The 22,752-nt window shown below is 69.9% G+C and carries 21 protein-coding genes and 1 pseudogene; 9 read left to right on the forward strand and 13 right to left on the reverse strand.

What is annotated here, in order from left to right; genetic code table 11:
- Positions 1-10 precede the first annotated feature (10 nt).
- Positions 11-1,189, forward strand: coding sequence for a thiolase family protein (locus AC1DS4_RS07830; RefSeq protein WP_477613572.1), 1,179 nt, complete (start codon positions 11-13; stop codon positions 1,187-1,189).
- Positions 1,186-2,040, forward strand: coding sequence for a 3-hydroxyacyl-CoA dehydrogenase family protein (locus tag AC1DS4_RS07835; RefSeq protein ID WP_477624042.1), 855 nt, complete (start codon positions 1,186-1,188; stop codon positions 2,038-2,040). Before AC1DS4_RS07830 ends, AC1DS4_RS07835 begins: the two co-directional genes overlap by 4 nt.
- Here AC1DS4_RS07835 and AC1DS4_RS07840 read toward each other — a convergent pair.
- Complete coding sequence (locus AC1DS4_RS07840; protein WP_477624041.1) at positions 2,028-2,654, reverse strand: TetR/AcrR family transcriptional regulator; 627 nt, start codon at positions 2,652-2,654, stop codon at positions 2,028-2,030. The two genes, AC1DS4_RS07835 and AC1DS4_RS07840, sit on opposite strands and share 13 nt — an antisense overlap.
- Before the next feature lie 28 nt (positions 2,655-2,682).
- On the reverse strand, positions 2,683-3,918 hold the full coding sequence (locus AC1DS4_RS07845) for a D-arabinono-1,4-lactone oxidase (RefSeq protein ID WP_477632314.1): 1,236 nt from the start codon (positions 3,916-3,918) through the stop codon (positions 2,683-2,685).
- 74 nt (positions 3,919-3,992) lie between these two features.
- Between AC1DS4_RS07845 and AC1DS4_RS07850 the strand changes: the two genes are divergently transcribed.
- Positions 3,993-4,460, forward strand: a complete 468-nt coding sequence (locus tag AC1DS4_RS07850; RefSeq protein ID WP_477632313.1) for an SRPBCC family protein — start codon at positions 3,993-3,995, stop codon at positions 4,458-4,460.
- 1 nt (position 4,461) lies between these two features.
- Here the strand turns inward: AC1DS4_RS07850 and AC1DS4_RS07855 are convergent, their stop codons facing one another.
- The 4 genes from AC1DS4_RS07855 to AC1DS4_RS07870 all read right to left on the reverse strand — a co-directional run bounded on the left by AC1DS4_RS07855 (position 4,462) and on the right by AC1DS4_RS07870 (position 8,612).
- Positions 4,462-5,445, reverse strand: a complete 984-nt coding sequence (locus tag AC1DS4_RS07855) for an NAD(P)H-binding protein (RefSeq protein WP_477632312.1) — start codon at positions 5,443-5,445, stop codon at positions 4,462-4,464.
- A 91-nt stretch (positions 5,446-5,536) separates the two neighbouring features.
- The gene (locus AC1DS4_RS07860; RefSeq protein WP_477632311.1) at positions 5,537-7,099 is read right to left on the reverse strand and encodes a GntP family permease; all 1,563 of its coding nucleotides are present in this window, start codon (positions 7,097-7,099) and stop codon (positions 5,537-5,539) included.
- On the reverse strand, positions 7,096-7,641 hold the full coding sequence (locus tag AC1DS4_RS07865) for a gluconokinase (RefSeq protein WP_477613579.1): 546 nt from the start codon (positions 7,639-7,641) through the stop codon (positions 7,096-7,098). Before AC1DS4_RS07865 ends, AC1DS4_RS07860 begins: the two co-directional genes overlap by 4 nt.
- Positions 7,642-7,718: 77 nt before the next feature.
- Positions 7,719-8,612: a helix-turn-helix transcriptional regulator gene (locus AC1DS4_RS07870; protein ID WP_477613902.1), complete on the reverse strand. Its 894-nt coding sequence runs from the start codon at positions 8,610-8,612 to the stop codon at positions 7,719-7,721.
- Positions 8,613-8,722: 110 nt separating this feature from the next.
- On the opposite strand from AC1DS4_RS07870, the gene AC1DS4_RS07875 reads away from it, so the two are divergent.
- From AC1DS4_RS07875 to AC1DS4_RS07890, 4 genes are read left to right on the forward strand one after another with little or no spacing between them, the layout of a single operon-like run.
- A complete protein-coding gene (locus tag AC1DS4_RS07875; RefSeq protein WP_477632310.1) occupies positions 8,723-9,772 on the forward strand; it encodes an alcohol dehydrogenase catalytic domain-containing protein in 1,050 nt (349 codons plus the stop codon).
- Entirely contained in the window at positions 9,769-11,265 is a 1,497-nt protein-coding gene (locus AC1DS4_RS07880) for an MFS transporter (protein ID WP_477632309.1), read from the forward strand. Before AC1DS4_RS07875 ends, AC1DS4_RS07880 begins: the two co-directional genes overlap by 4 nt.
- Positions 11,262-12,146, forward strand: coding sequence for an aldo/keto reductase (locus tag AC1DS4_RS07885; protein ID WP_477632308.1), 885 nt, complete (start codon positions 11,262-11,264; stop codon positions 12,144-12,146). Before AC1DS4_RS07880 ends, AC1DS4_RS07885 begins: the two co-directional genes overlap by 4 nt.
- 11 nt (positions 12,147-12,157) lie before the next feature.
- A complete protein-coding gene (locus AC1DS4_RS07890; RefSeq protein WP_477613583.1) occupies positions 12,158-12,556 on the forward strand; it encodes a (R)-mandelonitrile lyase in 399 nt (132 codons plus the stop codon).
- A 50-nt stretch (positions 12,557-12,606) separates the two neighbouring features.
- On the opposite strand, the gene mmsB is transcribed toward AC1DS4_RS07890, so the two are convergent.
- The 7 genes and pseudogenes from mmsB to AC1DS4_RS07925 all read right to left on the reverse strand — a co-directional run bounded on the left by mmsB (position 12,607) and on the right by AC1DS4_RS07925 (position 21,795).
- Positions 12,607-14,025 (reverse strand): multiple monosaccharide ABC transporter permease, encoded by a 1,419-nt coding sequence (gene mmsB, locus AC1DS4_RS07895; protein WP_477613584.1) that lies wholly within the window; start codon positions 14,023-14,025, stop codon positions 12,607-12,609.
- A 1-nt stretch (position 14,026) separates the two neighbouring features.
- On the reverse strand, positions 14,027-15,559 hold the full coding sequence (gene mmsA / locus AC1DS4_RS07900) for a multiple monosaccharide ABC transporter ATP-binding protein (protein ID WP_477632307.1): 1,533 nt from the start codon (positions 15,557-15,559) through the stop codon (positions 14,027-14,029).
- Between the two features lie 189 nt (positions 15,560-15,748).
- Positions 15,749-16,696: pseudogene (locus AC1DS4_RS07905) on the reverse strand (substrate-binding domain-containing protein); the annotation flags it as partial.
- Between the two features lie 84 nt (positions 16,697-16,780).
- The gene (gene araA, locus AC1DS4_RS07910) at positions 16,781-18,280 is read right to left on the reverse strand and encodes an L-arabinose isomerase (protein WP_477632305.1); all 1,500 of its coding nucleotides are present in this window, start codon (positions 18,278-18,280) and stop codon (positions 16,781-16,783) included.
- Positions 18,277-18,975 carry an L-ribulose-5-phosphate 4-epimerase gene (locus AC1DS4_RS07915; protein WP_477632304.1) on the reverse strand — a complete coding sequence of 233 codons (699 nt, stop codon included), beginning with the start codon at positions 18,973-18,975 and terminating at the stop codon, positions 18,277-18,279. Before AC1DS4_RS07915 ends, araA begins: the two co-directional genes overlap by 4 nt.
- Complete coding sequence (araB, locus tag AC1DS4_RS07920) at positions 18,972-20,642, reverse strand: ribulokinase (RefSeq protein WP_477632303.1); 1,671 nt, start codon at positions 20,640-20,642, stop codon at positions 18,972-18,974. The genes AC1DS4_RS07915 and araB overlap by 4 nt, the downstream gene beginning before the upstream one ends.
- 139 nt (positions 20,643-20,781) lie before the next feature.
- Positions 20,782-21,795 (reverse strand): LacI family DNA-binding transcriptional regulator, encoded by a 1,014-nt coding sequence (locus AC1DS4_RS07925; RefSeq protein WP_477632302.1) that lies wholly within the window; start codon positions 21,793-21,795, stop codon positions 20,782-20,784.
- Positions 21,796-21,977: 182 nt separating this feature from the next.
- Between AC1DS4_RS07925 and AC1DS4_RS07930 the strand changes: the two genes are divergently transcribed.
- Both AC1DS4_RS07930 and AC1DS4_RS07935 read left to right on the forward strand, forming a co-directional pair.
- Positions 21,978-22,133, forward strand: coding sequence for a DUF6131 family protein (locus AC1DS4_RS07930; RefSeq protein ID WP_477613591.1), 156 nt, complete (start codon positions 21,978-21,980; stop codon positions 22,131-22,133).
- 156 nt (positions 22,134-22,289) lie between these two features.
- Positions 22,290-22,739 (forward strand): hemerythrin domain-containing protein, encoded by a 450-nt coding sequence (locus AC1DS4_RS07935; RefSeq protein WP_477624029.1) that lies wholly within the window; start codon positions 22,290-22,292, stop codon positions 22,737-22,739.
- Positions 22,740-22,752: the final 13 nt, after the last annotated feature.

The following is a 22,752-nucleotide window of genomic DNA, read 5'->3' on the forward strand; positions in this document are numbered from 1 at the left end:
GGAGCAGAGCGTGACCGAAGCCTTCATCGTGGACGGCGTGCGCACCCCCATCGGCCGGTATGCCGGTGGGCTGGCTTCCGTGCGCGCCGACGACCTCGCGGCCCTCGTGGTCCGCGAAGCCGTCACGCGCGCCGGTGTCGACCCGGAGCTCATCGACGAGGTGGTGTTCGGCGCGGCCAACCAGGCCGGTGAGGACAACCGCAACGTCGCACGGATGGCGGTCCTGCTCGCGGGGCTCCCCCAGTCGGTGCCGGGCTTCACCGTCAACCGGCTCTGCGCCTCGGGCCTGACCGCCATCGCCACTGCGCGCCAGATGATCGCCGCGGGCGACGCCGACCTCGTGGTGGCCGGCGGCGTCGAGTCGATGACCCGGGCACCTTGGGTCACCGAGAAACCCACGAAGGCGTTCGCCCGACCCGGCGCGACCTTCGACACCTCGATCGGGTGGCGGTTCACCAACCCGCGCTTCGACGCCGACACGACGTTGACCATGCCGCAGACCGCCGAACGCGTTGCGCAGCAGTGGAACCTGACGCGTGAGGAGCTCGACGCCTTTGCCCTTCGGTCGCACGAGCGTGCGCTCGACGCGATCAAGAACGGCCGCTTCGAGGCCGAGACCGTCGCCGTGCCACTGCGTGACGGCGAGTTCACGACCGACGAGGGACCTCGGGCCGACACGAGCCTCGAGCGCCTCGCCGCCCTTCGCCCCTTGCACGGTCCCCACGGGCTGGTGACGGCCGGAAACTCCAGTGGCCTCAACGACGGTGCAGCCGCGGTGGTGGTGGCGAGCGAGCGGTTCATCGCCGAGCACGGCCTCACCCCGCGAGCGCGGATCGTCGCTGCCGCGAGCGCCGGAGTGGCTCCCGAGATCATGGGCATCGGCCCCGTCCCCGCGACGCGCAAGGCCCTGAACCGCGCTGGCTGGACCGTCGAGGACCTCGAGGCCGTCGAGCTCAACGAGGCCTTCGCCTCCCAGTCCCTCGCCTGCATCCGCGACCTCGGGCTGCACGAGGACCTGGTCAACGCCGACGGCGGCGCGATCGCCCTCGGCCACCCGCTCGGCTGCTCCGGCACCCGCATCGTCGTCACCCTGCTGGGCAGGCTCGAGCGGGCGAACGCCCGGCGAGGCCTGGCCACCATGTGCGTCGGCGTCGGCCAGGGCAGCGCCCTGCTCCTCGAGCGCCCATGACGAGCCACGAAGGCTCGCTGCCGACGCGTGTCGGCGTCTACGGCGGCGGCCGCATGGGCGCCGGGATCGCGCACACCTTCCTCGCGGCGGGCTGCACGGTCGTGGTCGTCGAGAGCGACGAGCCGACGGCCCAGGCCGCGCGGGAGCGGGTCGTCACCAGTCTGGGCAAGGCCGCCGAACGTGGCCTGCTCGCTGACGTCGACGCAGCCGCGGCGCGCCTCACCACCACCAGCGACACCGCTCACCTCGGCGACGTCGAGCTGGTCGTCGAGGCAGTCCCGGAGGACGCCGCCCTCAAGCTGGCCGTCTTCCAGCGGGTCGAGCGGGTCGCACCCGAAGCGGTCCTGGCCACCAACACCAGCTCGCTGTCGATCGGCACCATCGCCTCGGGGCTGCGGGCGCCGGAGCGGTTCATCGGCCTGCACTTCTTCAACCCCGTCCCCGCCAGCGACCTGGTCGAGGTCGTGGTGGGTGAGCACACGGCATACGCCCTCGTGGAGCAGGCTCGCGGCTGGGTGGCGGCGCTGGGCAAGACGGCGATCACGGTCAAGGACTCACCGGGCTTCGCGAGCAGTCGGCTCGGGGTGGCCATCGCGCTCGAGGCGATGCGGATGGTGCAGGAGGGCGTGGCGTCCGCCGAGGACATCGACACCGCGATGACGCTGGGTTACCGGCACCCCGTCGGACCGCTCAAGACCACCGACATCGTCGGCCTCGACGTCCGGCTGGCCATCGCCGAGCACCTGGCGCGCGAGCTCGGGCCCCGGTTCGAACCTCCTCAGCTGCTGCGCGACAAGGTGGCGGCGGGCGAGCTGGGTCGCAAGAGCGGGCGCGGCTTCTACGTCTGGTGAGGCGGCCTGATTGCCAGGCCGTCGAAGGCGATGGTCGTGATCGCCTCGGACAGCTGTGCCCCATCGACCCCGCCACCAGCGCGGTGCCACTCGACGAGCGAGTTCACCATGCCGAAGAGCAGCCGGCTGACCAGCGCCGGAGCCACGTCGGTGCGCAGCGAACCCTCGTCGATGGCTTCCTTGACCAGCGCCGCAAGGCGCGCGTCGATCTCGCGGCGGCGGCCGAGCGCGGCAAGCTCCACCTCGCTGTTGCCGCGCACCCGCAGCAGGAGCGTGACGGCCGGCTGGTGCTCGACCAGCACCTCGACGCTCTTGTGCACCGCCTGACGCAGCCGTTCGTATGCCGTGCGGCCCGCAGCGTCGCTGCTCGCCTCCTCGATCACCTGGGTGAGCCCGTCCAGGGCCTCGTCGAGGGCGAGGGACAGCAGGTGGGTCTTGCTCGGGACGTGGTGGTAGATGGCGGACTTGGTAAAGCCGAGCTCGCGGGCGAGATCACCCATGCTGGTGCCGTCGTAGCCCTGCTCGTTGAAGAGCTCGATCGCGCGGCGCAGCACCGTCGCCTGGTCGTAGCCCGGACGACCCCGGCGGGGGGTCACCGGCGCGGTGTCGCTCACGCTGGTCAGACTCTCACAGGGTCGCCGCTCAGCCGACCACCTTGTCGAGGAACGCGTTGCCGAACTTGCCCTCGGGGTCGGCGCCGGCCCGCAGCTGCCGGAAGTCATCCCAGCGCGGGTAGAGCGCAGCAAGGTCGTCGGCGGTCGCCACGAAGCACTTGCCCCAGTGCGGCCGAGCACCCAACGGCAGCAGGGCGGCCTCGATGGCCGGCAGCACGGCATACACCCGTTCTTCGTCGAGCTGCCAGGTGAAGTGGAACCCCACCGTCGGCCGCCCGTAGGAGCTGCTGAGCCACAGGTCGTCGGCGGCAACGGTGCGGATCTCGACACTCTGCAGGACCGGGGCGAGCACTGGCTGGAGTCGCCGCAGGGCTGCCAGGGTGTCCAACGCCGCAGACCTGTCGACGAGGTACTCGCTCTGCAGCTCCTCACCCCGGCTGGGGGTGAACTCGCGGCGGAAGTGTGGCAGGCGGTCAAGCCATGCGCCGGCCACGCCGCTCTGGTCGGTGACGGAGTCGGTCGGGGCGCCGTCGAGCATGTGCAGCGGCTCCGTGGCCCGCGGCGACCCCAACAGGTCGCCGGGGGCCTGGGCCGACCGGCTCTTGCACCAGACCTGGAGGACACCGCGATCGTCCAGTCGGGTGAACAGGCTGACGCTGTCGGCGGCGCTCGTGATGGCGTCGAGCTCGGATTCGACCACGTGCCAAGGCATCTCGGTGTAGACGTCCTGGCGCATCGAGTAGCTGGGTTCGACGTCGAGCGTCAGCCGGGTGACGATGCCCAGGGCGCCGAGGGCCACGACACTGCCCTCGAAGCCGGCGTCGCCGCGCGCGACCGTCCGCAGCTCGCCGTCGGGACCTACCAGCTCGACGGCCGCCACCGCGGCGGCCAGCGAGCTGAGCTCGTCGCCAGAGCCGTGGGTGCCCGTCGCGACGGCCCCCGCAACGCTGATGTGCGGCAACGACGCGAGGTTGCCCAGCGCCCAGCCGCGCGCCTCGATGGCAGCGGCCACGGTGCCGTAGTCCTGGGCCGCGCAGACGGTGGCGGTGCCGGCTGCCTCGTCGACCTCCAGCACCTGCGGCACCTGCGAGAGCTCCACGAGGATGCCGTCGGTGTCGGTCAGCCCGGTGAACGAGTGCCGGGACCCCAGGGCCCGGATCCGCGCAGCCCCGGCCACCAGGTCCTGGAGCTCCGCGACGCTGGTTGGTCGCGCTACCCGCTGCGCCCCGTAGGTGATGTTGCCCGCCCACTTCCGCTCGACCATGGCACCAGTCTGGCGCTGCGGGGCCGTTCGCATCCCGGCGGGCCACTGGCGGAACCATGGACCAGACTCAGGGCATGTCGGTCTTCTCAGCCTCCAAGCGGTCCACTGCCGTCGTACCCCATCCCCGGGACGCGGTGTGGGCCGTCCTGACCGATGCGAAGCTGGTGGCGAAGCTGACGCCGATGGTCCGCTCGATCGAGGACCACGGCGAGACCTGGCTGTGGAAACTCGCTCCCATCGAGGTCCTCGGCAAGAGCGTCGGGCTCTCCTTCACCGAGCGCATGGACTTCAGGCCGCAGGAGCGGATCAGCTACACCCATGCGCCCAAGGGCGACGAGCGCGCGGGCGTCGAGGGTGTCTACGTCCTGGCGGACAGCGGCGAGGGCACCCGGCTGTCCATCGAGCTCGGCGTCGACGTCGACCTGCCCTTCCCGAGGCTGGCCAAGCCGGCCGTCCAGGCCTCGATGCAGGCAGTGATCGCGGCGATGGGCGTCGGGTTCGCGCACAACCTCGAGCGACAGCTCAAGCTGCGGCGCTCCTGAGTCAGCCGGCCACCGAGCCGACCCAGGTCGCGTCCGAGGTCAGCGGTCCGATGACGTCACGCTCCCGGTCTGGCACTGCCGCGTCCGGCACGGCGAGCGCGCGGTCGAGGGCGTCGGCCACGGGGGTGAGCGAGTGCCCCCTGGGCATCAGCTGCACCACGAAGTCCTGCCGTCCGCAGACCATGTCGTGGCGCAGGCTCTCGACGAGCGACTGCACGGTCGACGCCGGGGCCCGGGTCAGGATCGGGGCGAGCCTGGACACCAGGCCGGTCGGCAACCCGGGCACGCTCACCTGGACCCGCCGCAGACCGGCACGGTCGGCGTAGAGCCGCAGCAACGCGGCATACGCCATCCGCTCCCCGCTGCCGAGGTCGAAGGCCCGGCTGCGCGGCGGGGCGGAGAGCGCGCCGACCAGGGCGATGAGGACATCGGTGACCGCCACGGGTTCGACCTGGCTGTCCATCCACCTCGGCAGCACCTGGACAGGCAGGCGCTCGCTCATCTGGCGCATGATCTCGAACGACGTGGAACCGCTGCCGACGATCATCGCCGCACGGAGCGCCAGGGTCGGCACCCCGGAGTCGGTGAGCACCTGCTCGACCTCGAGCCGGGACCTCAGGTGAGGCGACAGCTCGCGGTCCGGCACGTCCGGGACCAGTCCCCCGAGGTAGACGATGCGCTCCAGGCCCGCGCGGACTGCGGCGTGCGCCGCGTTGTAGGCGCCCTCGCGGTCACTGGTGGCGAAGTCGTCACCGCCGAGCCCGTGGACGAGGTAGTACAGCGCCTGGGCACCTTTGCACGCCGCCCGCACGGAGGGCCGGTCGAGGACGTCCACCTCGACGACGTCGACCTCGTCCGACCACCAGAAGCGACCCGCCGACGAGGCATCAGTGAAGGTCGCCGTGACCGCGTGGCCCTGCGCGAGGAGCGCCGGCACCAGCCGACTGCCGACATAACCGCCCGCGCCGATGACCACGACTCGCACCAGCGACCCCCGGTTTCGGAACGGCTAAGGACGGCAAAGGACGGCTCTGACTGGGCCGCCGACGGCGTCCCACGGTGGTTCGACGGGCGCGCTAGACGATGACGCTCATCAGCATGACCAGGGCGAAGCCTACGACGGAGATCACGGTCTCCATCACCGACCACGACTTGATGGTCTCTCCGACCGTCAGGCCGAAGTACTCCTTGACCAGCCAGAAGCCTGCGTCGTTGACGTGGCTGAAGAAGAGGGAGCCGCAGCCGATCGCCAGGACGAGCAGCGCGAGGTGGTTCGCGCTCAGGCTCGCGCCCAGCGGTCCGACGATGCCCGCCGCGGTGATGGTGGCCACCGTCGCGGAGCCGGTGCCCAGCCTGATGAGGACGGCGACCAGCCAGCCGAGCAGGAGGACCGAGATGTTGACGCCTTCTGCCCAGTTCTTGATGACGTCGCCGACGCCGGCGTCCACGAGGGTCTGCTTGAAGCCACCGCCGGCGGCGACGATGAGGATGATCCCGGCGATGCCGGGCAGGCTCGCACCGAAGGAGTCGCTGACCTGGGAACGGTTCATGCCGGTGGCCAGGCCGAGGGCGAAGTAGCAGAAGATCACGGCGATGAGCAGGGCGACGACGGGAGTGCCCAGGAAGTCGGTCACCTTCCGGAAGCCGGACTCCTCGTCGGTGACCACGAGCTTGGCGATCGCGTCGATGAGCATCAGCAGGACGGGCAGGGTGATGGCGATCAGGGCGGAGGAGAACGGCACCTGACGGCGCCCCGGCGGCATGGCCTGCGTCGCCTGCGTCTCACCGGTTCGGTCGCCCCGGTCGTCGACCCGCACGCCCGCCCGCTCGTCGGTACGGCCGCCGGCACGGCCGCCGGCACGCTCGTCGTGCACCTCGGCCGCTCGCTCGAGTGGCGTCCCGGCGCCTCCGCCCGGTGCTCCCGCGCCGGCATACGCAAGATCGGTGGCGTGCTTGGGCACCCAGTTGTGCACGAAGCGCGCCAGCACCGGGCCGGCGATCACGACGGTGGGGATCGCGATGATGATGCCGAACAGCAGCGTCAGGCTCAGGTCGGCCTTGAGGAGTCCGATCGCGGTCAGTGGCCCCGGGTGCGGCGGCACGAGCCCGTGCAGCACGGACAGGCCGGCCAGCGCCGGAATGCCCACGTGCATGAGCGACAGGCCGGTGCGTCGGGCGACCATGACCACCACCGGGACCAGGAGGACGACGCCGACCTCGAAGAACAGCGGCAGGCCGAGGATGGCCGCGATGGCGGCCATCATCCACGGCAGCCCGTTGCGTCCGACCCGGGCGATCATGGTGGTGACGATCTTGTTCGCGCCTCCGGAGTCCTCGAGCATCTTGCCGATCATCGCGCCCAGCGCGATGAGCACGCCGACGGAGCCCGTGGTGTTGCCGAAGCCCTTGATGAAGCTGGCGACGATGTCGGCCGGGGGCATGGTGGCGATGGCGCCGAGCACCGCCGACCCGAGCATCAGCGAGAGGAACGGGTGGAGCTTTGCCACGGTGATGAGGAGCACCACCGCCAGGATGCCCAGGACGCACGCGACGACGAGCACGCCGTCACCGGCATACGGCTCGTCTGCCGCCGCGAGGGAGATGGTTCCGGACAGGGCATGCTGCAAGGACGCGGTCATTGGTGTTCCTTCCTGAGGCCCAGGGCAGACAGCGCGCGGTCCAGGACCACGGCAGCCGTCCCCTCATTGGTGATGGCGACCCCGGGCTCGTCGGGCTGCAACGGCTCGAGCGTGGCAAGCTGGCTGGGCAGCAACGAGGCGGGCATGTAGTGGCCCGGACGGTGTTCCATCCGGTCCCGGATGACATCGGTGTGCGCGGTGACATGGAGGAACCGCACATGCGGCCGGTCCTTGCACAGCACGTCGCGGTAGGCGCGTCTCAGCGCCGAGCAGGTGATGACCGCGGACTCCCCGGCCTGTTCCTTGGAGCTGATCCAGGCCCCGATCGCTTCGAGCCACGGCCAGCGGTCCTCGTCGGTCAGCGGGTCCCCGGCCCGCATCTTGGCGACGTTGGCGTCCGAGTGGAAGGCATCTCCTTCAGCGAACTCCCAACCGGTGACGGTCGAAATCCCTTTCGCCACAGTCGACTTGCCCGAACCCGACACGCCCATGACCACCACGTGGTCGGGTGTCGTCGCTCCGGTCGGCGCAGGATCGCCCATGCCGCGACTGTAGCCCTGAGGATGGCGGCGGGCATCCGCAAGCGCCCGTCCGGCTCAGGGCAAGGCCGTGGACGTCCTCAGGAACGCTCGGGTCCGACTGCGGATGGTTGCACGCGGTCGGGCTCGTGGGTGGCGGCCCAGGACGCGAGGAGCTTGAGGGCGTCGGACGTGGGCGTTCCCTCGGCGGCCGTGTAGATGTTGAGCTGCAGGCCCGGCTCGGAGGGGAGCTCCATCGCCTCGAAGTCGAGGTCCAGCTGGCCGACGACCGGGTGACGGAGCCTCTTGCGGCCGCTGCGGTGGTAGCGCACGTCCTGGGATGCCCAGCGTTGGCGGAACAGCTCGCTGCGGGTGGAGAGCTCGCCGACCAGCTCGATGAGCGCCTTGTCGTGGGGGTTGCGGCCCGCCTCGAGCCGGAGCATGGCCGCCGCGTCGCGGGCGATCTGGTCGTAGTCGACGAACAGCTCACGCGCTTCTTCGGGGTGCAGGTAGACGAACCGCGTCGTGTTGGCCGGGCGGCGGGGATCGGCCAGGACCGGGGCGTAGAGCGCTCGCGCGAGGTCGTTCATCGCGAGGATGTCGTGCCGGCCGTTGCGAACCCAGGCCGGCGCGTCGGTGACGGCGTCCAGCACCTGCTGGACCGCGGGTCGCACCGTGGGCGTGGCGCTCCTGCGGCGGCGGGCCGACCCGGCACCGGACTCCCGGGCGAGCGAGTAGAGGTGGTCGCGCTCGGCCTCCTCGAGGTGAAGGGCGTTGGCCAGCGCGTCGAGGACGCTCTCGGACGCGCCACCGAGGCTGCCACGCTCCATCCGAACGTAGTAGTCGACCGAGACCCCGGCGAGCATGGCGACCTCTTCGCGGCGCAGCCCCTTCACACGGCGGTTGCCCCCGTAGGCAGGCAGGCCAGCCTCCTCGGGGGTGATCCGAGCCCGGCGCGAGCGCAGGAACTCCCGGATCTCGTTGCGCAGGTCCATTGATGCCATGGCTCCACGGTAGGTGCGTTCCCGCACCGGTGGGAGGCACTGCCGGTACCCGGAACGAGCGGGACTCCCGCATCCCGCCGGAGTCGCGTGCACTGGTGGACATGAGAGCAACCCACATCTTCGGCGCGGGCGACATCCGCGTCATCGACGCCCCTGACCCGACGATCCAACAGCCCACCGACGCGCTGGTGCGAGTGACCCGCGCCTGTGTCTGCGGCAGCGACCTGCACCCCTACCACTCGCTGGCCCCCACGACCCGGGGAGCGTCCATCGGACACGAGTTCGTCGGCGTGGTCGAGGAGGTCGGGACCGACGTCGCCACCGTCCGTCCCGGCGACTTCGTGATCGCTCCCTTCGCGGTCTCGTGCGGCGTCTGCGAGTTCTGCCGCGCCGGCCTGCAGACCTCCTGCGTCAACGGGGGGTTCTGGAACGACGCCCGGCTCGGGACAGGCGGCGGCCAGGCGGAGGCGGTCCGGGTACCCCTCGCCGACGGAACGCTCGTCGCCGTCCCTGACGTGACGCCCGAGACCGGCGAAGCGATGCTCGCGTCCCTGCTCACCCTCTCCGACGTGTACGGCACCGGCTGGCACGCCGCCGTCCGGGGCGGCGTGACGCCGGGCAGCACCGTCACCGTGATCGGGGACGGCGCGGTCGGCTTGCTCGCCGTCCTGTCCGCCAAGCAGCTGGGTGCGGACCGAGTCGTCCTGATGGGACGGCACCAGCAGCGGACCGAGCTCGGCGGCGAGTTCGGCGCCACCGACGTGGTCGCCGCCCGCGGTGCCGAAGGGATCGCGGAGGTCCGTGACCTGACCGACGGCGGCAGCCCGATCGTGCTCGAGGCCGTGGGACACCTGCCCGCCTACGAGCAGGCGCTCGGGATCGTGCGGCCGGGTGGGGTGATCAGCCGGGTCGGCGTGCCGCAGTACGAAGAGGCACCGGTCGGCTTCGGCACCCTCTTCGGCCCCAACGTCACCCTCACCGGCGGCCCGGCCCCGGTGAGGGCGTACATCGAGCACCTCCTGCCTGCCGTCCTCGACGGCAGCGTGCAGCCCGGCCGCGTCTTCGACCGCACGGTCGCGCTCGACGACACGCCCGCGGCATACCAGGCGATGGATGCCCGGCAGGCGCTCAAGGTGATGGTGCGGCCATGAGGCGTGCGCCGCCGCGCACACCCACGGACGTCCGGCGCGGGCCCATCCTGGCGATCATCCTGATCAGCTACTTCATGATCCTGCTCGACAACTCGGTCGTGTTCACCGGACTGCCGAGCATCCGGGCCGACCTCGACCTGTCGGCCACGGAGCTGTCGTGGGTCCAGGACGCGTACACGTTGGTGTTCGGTGGTCTGCTCCTCCTCGGCGCCCGAGCGGGAGACATCCTGGGCCGACGGCGGCTGTTCGTCTCGGGGCTGGTTGTCTTCGGTGTCGCGTCCGCGCTGATCGGCCTCGCGCCGACGGGGTGGTGGATCGTCTCCGCGCGCGCCCTGCAGGGCATCGGCGCCGCAATCGTCGCCCCGACCTCCCTGGCTCTGGTCACCGCCTACTTCGACGGCGAGGCCCGTGCCAAGGCGGTGGCTTGGTATGCCGCGACGGCGGGCATCGGGGCGAGCCTCGGCCTGTTGGTCGGGGGTGCGCTGACAGACCTCATCTCGTGGCGGGCGGCGTTCCTCGTCAACCTCCCCATCGCGGTCGCCATGGTCATCGGCGCCCGCGCTGTGCTCGTCGAGACGCCACGTCGGCCGGGACGTTTCGACGTCACCGGCGCAGTCTGCGCGACGCTTGGTGTGGGTGCGCTGGTGTTCGGGACGATCGAGTCCGCCGACTCCGGTTGGGGGTCCCCTCGGGTCCTCGCGGCGTTCGCCGTGGCCCTCCTCCTGCTGGTGGCCTTGGTGGTCAACGAGCGACGGGTGCCGCACCCGATCCTGGCCTTGCGGCTGTTCGCCAGCCGCGAGCGCAGCGGGGCGTATGCCGCGCGGATGCTGTATCTGGGCGCCATGATCGGCTTCTTCTACTTCACCACCCAGCTGATACAGGACGGCTTCGGTTTCACCCCGCTGCAGGCCGGCCTCGGCTTCCTCCCGATGACGGTGGTCAACTTCGCCGTCGCACTGGCCATCCCTCGGCTCAGCCGGGTCGCGCCCACCTCCGTCCTGCTCGCCGCCGGCACGGCGACGACACTCGTCGGGATGGCCTGGGTGAGTCACGCCGGGTCAGGGGGCCACTACCTCGTGACCGTAGCGGCCCCCATGGTCCTCATCGGGGTGGGCCAGGGACTGGCTTTCGCGCCCCTCACCAGCTCGGGGATCGCAGGCGTCGACCCCGCGGACGCGGGTGCGGCCTCCGGGGTCGTCAACACGGCGCACCAGCTCGGGATGGCGCTCGGCCTGGGCGTGCTCGTCACCGTCTCGGCCCACGCGGGGAACCACCGTGGGGGTCCCGCCGCCGTGGCGGACCGGGTTGGTCTCGCCCTGACAGGCAGCACTTTCCTTGTGGCCGCTGCCCTGCTGGTGATCCTGGCTCTGGTCATACCGGCACAGCGCCAGGCAGCCAACCTGGCGAGGCGACGTTCCAGGGAGGCACTGCCGGTACCCGTCTCGACAGGGACTCCCGGGACGCCCGCAACCTGCCTAGCGTGGAAGCCATGACGACTCCCACGGTCACCCTCCACAACGGCCTCGCGATGCCCGTCCTCGGCTTCGGTGTCTTCCAGACCCCGCCCGACGAGACCCTGTCCGCCGTCAGTGCTGCCCTCGACACGGGCTACCGCCACATCGACACCGCCGCCGCCTACGGCAACGAGCGCGAAGTCGGTGAGGCGATCCGCCGCTCCCACGTGCCCCGCGACGAGCTCTTCGTCGAGACCAAGGTGTGGATCAGCGACTACGGCTACGACGCCACCCTGCACGCGTTCGACAAGAGTGCCGGCAAGCTCGGCCTCGAACAGCTCGACCTGTTCATCCTCCACCAGGCCCTGCCGGGCGAGTTCGACCTCACGATCGAGGCGTACCGGGCGCTGGAGACGCTCCTCGCGGACGGCTCGGTCCGTGCGATCGGCGTCAGCAACTTCATGCCCGACCACCTCGAACGGCTCCTCCAGGAGACCACCGTGGTGCCCGCCGTCAACCAGGTCGAGGTCCACCCCTACTTCCGCCAGCCGGACGTCCTCGCCGCCAACTCGGCGCACGGCATCCTGTCGCAGGCCTGGTCGCCCATCGGCGGCATCACGTTCTACCGCGACGGCTCACACGGCTCCACGTTGCAGGACCGCACCATCGCCTCGATCGCCGAGGCACACGACAAGTCCCTGGCCCAGGTGATGCTGCGCTGGCACCTGCAGGAGGGACGGCAGGCGATCCCCAAGTCCGTGACGCCCTCGCGCATCGCGGAGAACTTCGACATCTTCGACTTCGAGCTCACGGTTGCCGAGCTCGCCGCGATCGACGGGCTCGACACCGGAGTCCGCGGCGGCCCCGAGCCCCATGCCATCACCCGCGAGACCTTCGGCCGCGCCATCCCCGAGGCCTGACAGGAGCCACCATGCAGATCGACCCCCGGACCCCCACGACCAAGAACCCGCCCGAGCAGTTCACCGGCGACGTGTGGCTCGACCCCATCGCCCACCCGCGCGAGGACGGACAGTCGATGTTCGTCGCCAAGGTCCGCTTCGCCCCGGGCGCCCGCACCGCCTGGCACTCACACGCCCGAGGCCAGACCCTTCACGTCACCCAGGGCATCGCGTGGGTCCAGTCCCGCGGCAGCGACAAGGTCGAGGCCCATGCCGGGCAGACGCTCTACTGCCCCTCGGGCCAGGAACACTGGCACGGCGCCGCACCCGACTCCTTCATGGAACACCTCGCCATGCTCGACCAGGCCGATGACCCTGCCACCAGCACGACCTGGCTCGAGCACGTCAGCGACGAGGAGTACCTCGCCTGACCGGCGAGGTACTCCTCGAAACCTGGCTACCCGGTCACCCGGCCAGCGCGCTACCCGGTCGAGGGTTGGGCGCTCTGCGCGGCTCCACGCTCCGCGATGCCGGTGTGCGAGCGACTGGCGTTGCGGAAGCCGGCGCCCTCCTCCCCCTCGGAAACCGGAGTCGAGGGACCGGTGCCCCCGGTGGGGCCGCTCGGACCGTCGCCTCCTCGACCACGTTGCACACCCCTGAGGATCATCCCGATGAAGCTCGGCTTGCCCTGGCTCTTGGAGTACACGTCGAACGCCACGGCGCCGAGGAGTACGAGGCCCTTGATGATCTGGACGAAGTTGCTGTCCACACTCATGTTGGCCAGGCCCAGGTTGAGCACGCCCATGACGAGGCCACCGATCATCGACCCCGTCACGGTGCCGACGCCGCCGGCCACCGCCGCGCCGCCGACGAAGACGGCCGCGATCGCGTCGAGTTCGAAGTTGACGCCGTCCTTGGGGTTCGCGGCGTTGAGGTATGCCGTGAACACCATGCCCGCGACCGCGGCCAGGAAGCCCATGTTGACCATGACGAACAGGTCGATGCGTCGCGTGTCCACGCCGGAGAGGCGAGCCGCGTTGGAGTTGCCACCGACCGCGTAGATGTGACGACCGAGAACGGTGCGCTGGGTGATGAACGTGTAGAGGACGACGAGGCCACCGAGGATCAGGCCGACGACCGGCACTCCCTTGTAGGACGCCAGCAGGAGGCCGAAGCCGAGCAGCAGCCCGCAGATGACGACGAGCTTGATCACGCTCAGGGTCAGCCGGGGCACGTCCATGCCGTAGCGGCGAAGGTCGGACCGGCGCCGCAGCTCGAGGTAGACGATCACGGCGACGGCCAGCAGCGTCAGGACGAGCGTGGGGTTGTGGTAGCCGGTCACCGGCCCCACCTCGGGCAGGTAGCCGTTGGCGATCTTCTGGAAGCTCTCCGGCACCGGGATGGACTCGGCGTTGAGGATCATCAGGTCCAGGCCGCGGAAGAGCAACATGCCGGCCAGGGTCACGATGAAGGCGGGGATGCCCACGTAGGCGACCCAGAAGCCCTGCCAGATCCCGACCAGGATGCCCAGCGCCAGCCCGAGGAGGATGGCGGCCGGCCAGGGCAGGTCGAGCTTGGCCATCGACAGAGCCACGGTGGCACCGACGAAGGCGCTCACCGAGCCGACCGACAGGTCGATGTGGCCGGCGATGATCACCATGACCATGCCGATGGCGAGGATGAGGATGTAGCCGTTCTGCACCAGCAGCGACGTGACGTTCCGGGGCTGGAGGAACAGGCCGTCGGTGAGCACCTGGAACATGAGCACCAGCAGCAGCAGCGCGATCATCATCCCGTACTGGCGGATGTTGCCGCTGAGGGCCTTGCGCATCTCGCTCACCAGTGACTGGGTGGGCGGCGGCGCGGGGGCCGTGGGCGCGGGGGCGATGTCGGTCGCCATGTCAGTCTGCCTTTCGCTGGGTCATGTAACGCATGAGGACTTCCTGGTCTGCTTGGGCGCGGGGGACGTCGGCCGTGATGACACCGGCGCTGAGGGTGTAGATGCGGTCGCACAGCCCGAGCAGCTCGGGCAGCTCGGAGGAGATCACGAGCACGCCGCGTCCGCTGTCGGCGAGGCGGTTGATGATCTCGTAGATCTCGTACTTGGCGCCGACGTCGATGCCCCGGGTGGGCTCGTCGAGGATGAGCACGTCCGGCTCGGTGAACATCCACTTGCCGAGGACGACCTTCTGCTGGTTGCCGCCGGACAGCTTGGCGACACCCTCCTCGATGCTCGGGGTCTTGATGTTCATGCTCTTGCGGTAGCGCTCTGCGGCGAGGACCTCCTCGCGCTCGTCGACGACGCCACGCCGCCGGATCTTCCGGAGCCCGGCAGCCGTGATGGACACCTTGATCGTGTCCAGCAGGTTCAGGCCCAGGCTCTTGCGGTCCTCGGTGACGTAGGCCAGCCCGGCGTCGATCGCCTTCTGGACGGTGTTCGCCTTGAGCGACCGGCCGTCCTTGACCAGCTGGCCGCCGACCTTGTGGCCGTAGGACTCACCGAAGACGCTGCGGGCCAGCTCGGTGCGACCTGCGCCCATCAGACCCGCGAGGCCGACGATCTCGCCCCGGCGGATGCTGAGGTTGGCGTTCTTGACGACGAGCCGGGAGGCGTCGTGGGGGTGGCCGACGGTCCAGTCCCGGATCTCCAGGAGCACCTCACCGATTGTCGGCTCGTGCGGGGGGAACCGGTGGTCCAGGTCGCGGCCGACCATGCCGCGGATGATCCGGTCCTCGTTCACCTCACCCTTGGTGATGTCCAGCGTCTCGATGGTGCGGCCGTCCCGGATGATCGTGATCGAGTCGGACACCTCCTCGATCTCGCCCAGCTTGTGGCTGATCATGATCGAGGTGATGCCCTTGGCCTTGAGGCCCAGGAGGAGGTCCAGGAGGTGTCGGCTGTCGGTGTCGTTGAGGGCGGCCGTCGGCTCGTCGAGGATCAGCAGCTTGACGTCCTTGGCCAGCGCCTTGGCGATCTCGACGAGCTGCTGCTTGCCGATGCCGATGTTCTTGACCTGGCTGTTCGGGTCCTCGTCCAGGCCCACCCGGGCGAGCAGGTCGAGGGCGCGCTGTCGCGCGACCGGCCAGTTGATGACGCCTGCCTTGCCCTGCTCGTTGCCGAGGAAGAGGTTCTCCACGATCGACAGCTCCGGGATGAGCGCGAGCTCCTGGTGGATGATGACGATGCCCGCGGACTCGCTGTCGCGAATCCCCTTGAACTGCATCTCGCTGCCCTCGAAGACGATGTCGCCGAGGTAGGTGCCGTGCGGGTAGACACCGGAGAGGACCTTCATGAGGGTCGACTTCCCGGCACCGTTCTCACCACAGATGCTGTGGATCTCGCCGCGCTGCACCGACAGGTTCACGTCCGAGAGCGCCTTGACGCCCGGGAACTCCTTGGTGATGTCGCGCATCGTGAGGATCGGGGTGGACATCCGCTCAGCCTCCGTGGGTGTTCTGGGTCCCGTTGGGTTTCGGGTCTTCGTGAGGTTCGTGCAGGGTGCAGGACAACTGCCCCTGCTTGGTGTCCGTGGCGGCGGACGGTGGTCCGTCTGGGTCGGGACCTTCTTGACGCCGTTGTCGTAGGACTCCGTGTCGTTGACCGTCACGGTCTTCTTGCCGGCGATCTCGGTGATCATCGTGACGGTGGCCTGGGCCAGGTCACGCGTGTTCTTGAAGACCGTCGAGTACTGCTCGTCGGCGAGGATCGACTTGACCGACTCGAGCTCGGCGTCCTGGCCGGTGACGACCGGCAGCTTCTTGCCACCGGTGCCGTAACCGCTGCCCTTGAGGGCGGCGAGGATGCCACGGGACAGACCGTCGTAGGGCGACAGCACGCCGTTCACGTCAGCCTTGGAGTACGACTTCGTCAGCACGTTCTCCATGCGCTTCTTCGCCACGGCCGCGTCCCACCGCAGGGTCGCCACTGTCTTGAAGTTGGTCTCACCGGACGCGATCTTGATGTCGCCGGCGTCGATCTTCGGCTGCAGGACCTCCATGGCCCCGTTGAAGAAGAACGTGGCGTTGTTGTCGTCCGGGGACCCGGCGAAGAGCTCGACGTTCCACGGCTTGGGAGCGCCGCTGGCCGCAAGGCCGGCGAGCAGGGACTCGGCCTGCAGCTTGCCCACCTTCAGGTTGTCGAAGGTCGTGTAGTAGTCGACGGCATCGGTGTCACGAAGCAGGCGGTCGTAGGCGATCACGGGGATGCCCGCGTCCTTGGCCTCCTTGAGGGCACCCTTCAGGGCAGTGCCGTCGATGGAGGCGATCACCAGGACCTGGTTCTGCTTGGTCACCATGTCGTTGACCTGGGTGACCTGGGTCGGGATGTCGTCGTTGGCGTACTGGAGGTTCACCTTGTAGCCGGCGGCCTCGAGCTGCTGCTTGATGTAGTCACCGTCCTTGATCCACCGCTCGGACGTCTTGGTCGGCATGGCCACCCCGATGGTGCCCTTGACGTTGGAAGCGCTGCTGCCGGACGAGGCGTTGTCCGTCTGGCGACCGCAGGCGCTGAGGCCGACTGCGAGGAGGCCGACGGCAGCTGCCGCGATGATTCTGCGCACTGTGTGCTCCATTCCATGGATGTCAACCTGCGAAGGTGCCGGCTGAGGTACTGACGGGTGTTCGGGTATTCAGTTGTGCGCCAACGGCGCGGCGCCTCACAGGCCTTGGGCCAGCCGGTGGTAAGCGGTGTTCCACCGCAGCTCGCGAACGAAGCCGCGGGTGGTCGTGTGGGCGTCGATGAGGGCCAGCTCGAGGCCCGTCATCTCGGCGAAGTCGTGCAGGTGCTCGGCCGTCAGGGCGGTCGACAGCACCGTGTGGTGCGGACCCCCAGCGACCAGCCAGGACTCGGTGGATGTGCGCAGGTCGGGACGCGGGCTCCAGACCGCTCGCGCGACCGGGAGGTTGGGAAGCGCGGCCAGCGGTGGCACGACGTCGATCTCGTTGGCTGTCAGCCGGAACCGGTCGCCCAGGTCGGAGATGCCGACCACGATGCCTTCCCCTGCAGCGGCGGTGAACACCAGCCGCACCGGGTCCTCGCGACCTCCGATGCCGAGCGGGTGGATCTCGAGGCTTGGCCGTTCGGCCGCGATCGAGGGACAGACCTCGAGCATGTGCGCGCCGAGGATCAGCTCGCGACCGGGCTCAAGGTGGTACGTGTAGTCCTCCATGAACGAGGTGCCGCCGGGCAGTCCCCGCGCCATCACCTTGAGGGTGCGGAGCATGACCGCGGTCTTCCAGTCCCCTTCGCCACCGAAGCCGTAGCCGTCGGCCATGAGGCGCTGAACGGCCAGCCCGGGCAGCTGGCGCAGCCCGCCGAGGTCCTCGAAGTTGGTGGTGAAGGCGCCGTAGCCGCCCTCCTCCAGGAACGTCCGCAGCCCGAGCTCGATCCGCGCTCCGTAGCGCAGGGACTCGTGCCGCCCGCCGTCCGAGCGCAGGTCCGCTGCCACGGCATACAGGTCCTCGTACTCCTTCACGAGCGTGTCGATGTCGGCGTCGGCCACCTGGTCCACGACGGCCACCAGGTCGTTGACGCCGTACGTGTTGACCGAGACGCCGAGGCGCAGCTCGGCCTCGACCTTGTCGCCGTCCGTGACGGCGACGTCGCGCATGTTGTCGCCGAAGCGCACGACCCGGAGCGTGCGCAGGGAGGCCCGGGCGACCGCTGCACGGGCCCACGTCGCGATGCGTTCGACGGTGGTGGGATCGCTGACGTGTCCGGTCACCGTCTTGCGCGTGACCCCGACCCTGGTCTGGATGTAGCCGAACTCCCGGTCGCCGTGGGCGGCCTGGTTGAGGTTCATGAAGTCCATGTCGATCGTGGCCCACGGGAGGTCCCGCCCCGCTTGCGTGTGCAGGTGCAGCAGCGGTTTCGCGAGGGCATCGAGCCCGGAGATCCACATCTTCGCCGGGGAGAAGGTGTGCATCCACGCGATGACTCCGACCACGTCGTCGTCACCGTTGGCATCGAGCATCACGCGGCGGATGGACGCGGCATCGGTCAGGATCGGCTTGGCCACCACCTCGGCGGTGAGGGTCCCCGCGGACTGGAGGGCATCGGAGATCACCGCTGACTGTGCGGCGACCTGGCGCAGGACGTCCTCGCCATAGAGGCCCTGGCTGCCCGTGAGGAACCAGATCTTCGGCTGAGTGGTCATGAGGCGGGAGTTCCCTTCTGCCCGTATACGTTCTGGTAGCGGTCGTAGAGCCGGTCGATGTCTGCCTGGTCCAGCCGCCAGGGGTTCCCGAGCTGGCTGGCGACGTGCACGGTGCGGGCGACGTCCTCGAGCATCACGGCCGTCTTGACGGCCGCTCGGGCGTCGGGCCCCACCGTGAAGGGGCCGTGCCCGCCCATGAGAACCGCCTTCGACCTGCTGCTCGCCAAGGTCTGGACCAGGCCCCGGCCGATCGAGTCGTCCCCGATCAGGGCGAACGGGCCCACGGGGATGTCCCCGCCGAACTCGTCGGCGATCATCGTGAGCACGCAGGGGATCGACTCGCGCCGGGCGCACCAGGCCGTGGCGTAGGTGGAGTGCGTGTGCACCACTCCTCCGACCTCGGGGAGGTGGGCGTAGACGTAGGCGTGCGCGGCCGTGTCGGACGACGGAGCGTGCGACCCCTCGACCAGTCGACCCTCGAAGTCGGTCACCACCATCGCGTCCGCGCTGAGCTGGTCGTAGGCGACCCCGGACGGCTTGATGACGAGCAGCTCCTCGCCCGGCACCCGCGCGGAGACGTTGCCCGCGGTCCAGGCGACGAGGGCGTTGCGCGTGAGCTCGCTGTGCAGGTCGGCGACCGAGGCGCGCAGCTCGTCCACGGCTTCCCGGACTGCAGGGAGGGCGAGGGCGTTCATGACAGGGCCTTGCGGCGGATCGCCTTGAGCCGGCGCATGACGTCGTTGCCGCCCCGTCCGAAGTGGTCGTGGAGCGCGAGGTACTCGGCGTACAGCTCGTCGTAGGCGGCCACGTTCTGCGGGACCGGGACGAAGGCAGCGACCGTGCGGCCGCCCATCGCCTGCGCGGCCTTGCGGATGTCGGGGTAGGCCCCCGCCGCCACGGCCGCGTGGATGGCCGAGCCGAGCGCCGGGCCCTGCTCCGACCGGACCGCGGACAGGGGGAGGTTGAGGACGTCCGCATAGATCTGCATCAGCAGCGGGTTGCGCAGCAGGCCACCCGCGACGACGAACTCCGTGACCGGCACGCCGGACCCCTCGAAGGCCTCGACGATGACCCGGGCGCCGAACGCGGTGGACTCGAGCAGTGCGCGGTAGGTGTCCTCAGGGGCGGTCGCGAGCGTCTGTCCGACGACGAGACCGGACAGCTCGTGGTCCACCAGGGTCGACCGGTTGCCGCTGTGCCAGTCGAGCGCGACCAGGCCGTGCCCCCCGATCGGCTGGGCCGCAGCAAGCGCGGTGAGGTGCTCGTGAACCGAGACCCCTGCCTGGGCGGCCGCCTCGTGGTACTCCGGGGGAACGCACGAGCTCACGAACCAGCCGAAGATGTCGCCCACTCCCGACTGACCGGCTTCGTACCCCCAGAGCCCCGGGATGATGCCCCCGTCGACGACACCGCACATCCCGGGGACGTCGCGCAGGACGGTGCTGCTGAGAACGTGGCAGGTCGACGTGCCCATGATCGCGACGAGCTGCCCCGGCTCGACCGCCTGGGCAGCGGGTGCCGAGACGTGCGCATCGACGTTGCCGACCGCCACCACGATGCCCTCCGGCAGCCCGGTCCAGGCTGCCGCCTGCGCCGTCAGCCGCCCGGCAGGGTCACCCAGCTGTCCGATGCGGTGGGCGAGCTTGTCGTCGACGAAGCCGGCGAAGCCCGGGTTGAGAGCGGCGAGGAAGTCGCGGCTCGGGTACTCCCCGTCCTGGTAGATCCCCTTGTATCCGGCCGTGCAGGCGTTGCGCACGTACTCCCCGCACAGCTGCCACACGATCCAGTCCGCAAGCTCCACGAAGTGGGCCATGGCGGCATACACCTCGGGGGCCTCCTCGAGGATCTGCAGGCCCTTGGCGAACTCCCACTCCGAGGAGATGAGGCCGCCGTAGCGACCCAGCCACGGCTCGGCGCGCTTGGCGGCGAGGGCGTTGATGCGATCGGCCTGTCCCTGGGCCGCGTGGTGGCGCCACAGCTTGACGTAGGCGTGCGGCGAGGAGGCGAAGCCGGCGGTCTCGCTGAGCGGGGTGCCGTCCGCGAGCGTGGGCACCATCGTGCACGCCGTGAAGTCGGTCCCGATGCCGACGACCCGTTCGGGGGCGATCCCCGCGGCGCGGACGGCTTCGGGAACCGCGGTGCGCAGCACGTGGACGTAGTCCGTCGGGACCTGGAGCGCCCACTCAGGAGGGAGCCGCTCGCCCGTCCCCGGGAGTGCCTCGTCGATGACAGCGTGCGGGTAGACCGACACCGCGCTGCCCAGCTCGGCCCCGTCGCTGACGCGTACCACCACCGCACGGCCGGACAGGGTCCCGAAGTCGACGCCGACGACGTAGCTGTCGTCGCTGTCCTCGTTCGTCATCGAACGCTCCTCGTGCTGTTGGTTCGCCAGTGAGCCAATGCGCCCGCCACGGGGTTCGTGTTAGCGCTAACAGCAGATGTTAGCGCTAACACTTGCCTTGTCAAGACCTCGCCCCAAGAAACCTCCGACCGTGCTCGACTCAGCCGGGAGGACGACCGGTCGAGGCACGCACCACGAGCTTGGGCGGCACGGTGACGGTGCCCTCCTCCAGCTCGCCACGGATCGCCGAGGTGAGCAGGCCCATGGCCCCGCGACCCAGGGCCACGAAGTTCTGCCGGACCGTCGTGAGCGGCGGCGTGAAGTACTCGGACTCCGGAAGGTCGTCGAAACCGACGATGCTGACGTCGCCGGGCACCGTGCGACCGGCCTCGGCCAGGGCGCGCAGCACGCCGATGGACATCTGGTCGTTGGCGACGAAGATGCCCGTCACCTCCGACTGCGCGGCCAGCTGACGCCCGAGGCGGTACCCACTCGAGGCGGTCCAGTCCCCCACCAGGGGTTCGGGGGTCCCCAGCCCGGCATCCTCCAGCGCGCCGCGCCAGCCGAGCGTGCGGGCTTCGGCCTGGTACCAGTCCGACGGACCACTGAGGTGGGCGATGTGGCGGTGCCCGAGGTCGATCAGGTGCTGGGTGGCCAACCGTGCCCCGGCCTCGTGGTCCACTCCAACCGACAGGCGCGCGCGCACGGGGTTCGCGTCCAGGACCACGACGGGAACCGGCAGCCGCGACCGGACACCCAGGTCGAGGCCGGTGTCGACAGGAGCGATCAGCACGATGGCCTCGACCGACTCGCCGACCAGGTGGTCGAGGGCGTCCTGGGTTGCCTGCTGGGTCACCTCGCGCAGGGAGGCGAGCACCATGCCGTAGCCCTCGGCGCGAGCCGCCAGCTCCAGGCCCACCACGGTGCTGGACGGGCCGAAGAAGCCAAGCCCCGCCACGACGACCCCGACCACACCGCTCTTCTGGGTGGCGAGCGCCTTGGCCGCGCTGTTGCCGCGGTATCCGAGCTCGGCGACCGCCTCGAGCACCCGGGCGCGGGTGGCCGGCGCCACGCGCGCGGACCCGTTGACGACCCGCGAGACCGTCTGGTGCGACACCCCGGCAACGCGCGCGACGTCCTCCAGACGAGGGGCCGTCCGAGGTGCCGAACTCATGAGGACGCTCCCTCGACAGGGTCGGCCAGCACCATGACGGACGCAGGCGACGGGTTCACGTCTCGGATTGTGCCACCCGCCCTGTGGGCGACCGCGCCCCAGGCCGCACCAGCCGGTCCCGGACGTTTGAAAGGCGCTCGGTCCGGGCAGTATCTTGGCGGCACGGGACGAAGGAGGTACCCATGATCATCCTCGGCCTCATCCTGGTCGTCATCGGCTACTTGGCCGATATCCCCGTCCTCATCACCATCGGCGTCATCCTGGCGGTCATCGGGCTGGTGCTCCTGCTGCTCGGCTCGACCGGCCGCGCCATCGGCGGCCGCCGACACTGGTACTGACCGCCGTCGCGGCACACGCCACCTCGAGTCCGGCCATCGCCGGCGCCATTCTCCAACCGGGTGAACCCGGGCGCCGGTTGAGGGTGTACTTGTCCGTCGACTGGGTAAGCAGCAGGGGCACGCTCATCGCAAGCCGCCTCGACGGATGGAGTTTTCATGCCCGGTGTCATCACGCTCATCAAGGACGACCACAAGACGCTCGAGTCGGTGTTCAAGCAGCTCGAGAAGGCCGAACCCGCGGACATACCCGGCTTGCTCCAGCAGGTCGCCGAGCTGCTGATCCCCCACTCCAAGGCCGAGGAGCAGGTGGTGTACCCGGCCATCAAGGCGACCGTGCCGGACGAAGGCACGGACGTGGACGACGGTCTCGCCGAACACCACCACGTGGAGCAGACCCTGCAGCAGCTCCTGGAGGCGGACCCCGAGGCGCCGGGCGTGGACGGGCTGATCGCAGCCATGATCGGAGAGGTGCGCCACCACGTGGAGGAGGAGGAGCAGGAGATCCTGCCTGCCTTCGCCGCGAGCGCCTCCAACCAGGAGCTGTCAGACCTCGGCGACCGCTTCACCGCAGCCAAGGAGCAGGCCCTGGCGGCGCTGCAGTCCTGAACGGAGCGCAGCC

This window comes from Pedococcus sp. P3_C7 (assembly GCF_056402615.1).